Origin of the sequence: Pseudomonas sp. 2822-17 (genome assembly GCF_002742485.1) — a bacterium.
In the GTDB taxonomy this organism is placed as follows: domain Bacteria; phylum Pseudomonadota; class Gammaproteobacteria; order Pseudomonadales; family Pseudomonadaceae; genus Aquipseudomonas; species Aquipseudomonas cyclaminis.
In genome coordinates this window covers 1-261 of record NZ_LJRZ01000155.1, presented here as the reverse complement: position 1 = coordinate 261, position 261 = coordinate 1, and the positions used below count along the sequence as shown (strand labels likewise).

Here is a 261-nt window from a genome sequence, read left to right as displayed (position 1 = left end):
GAGCAAAAACAGGTAAATTCAATTGGTGTATGTTAACTAATTGCGTCTTTGCACCATTTTCTTTTAAACGACTTTCTATTTTTTCTAATACTTTTTTTGTGAAGGATTCACGATTCGTACTTCCATTAATGAGAATGATGGAAGGTTTCGTTTTACCTTGCATGGTATCAGTCCTCCAGTTTAATGTATGGTTTAATAGGTATTCTCTTGTATCCTAGTGTTAATAATGACTAACACAATAATTCAAGAATGCTATTTGAA

Annotated in this window: 1 protein-coding gene; it reads right to left on the bottom strand. The window is 31.4% G+C overall.

The window, feature by feature from the left end:
- Positions 1-163: NAD(P)H-dependent oxidoreductase (locus AOA60_RS34320; protein WP_143522326.1), on the bottom strand; the 163-nt coding region annotated here is incomplete at its 3' end.
- Between the last annotated feature and the right edge of the window lie 98 nt (positions 164-261).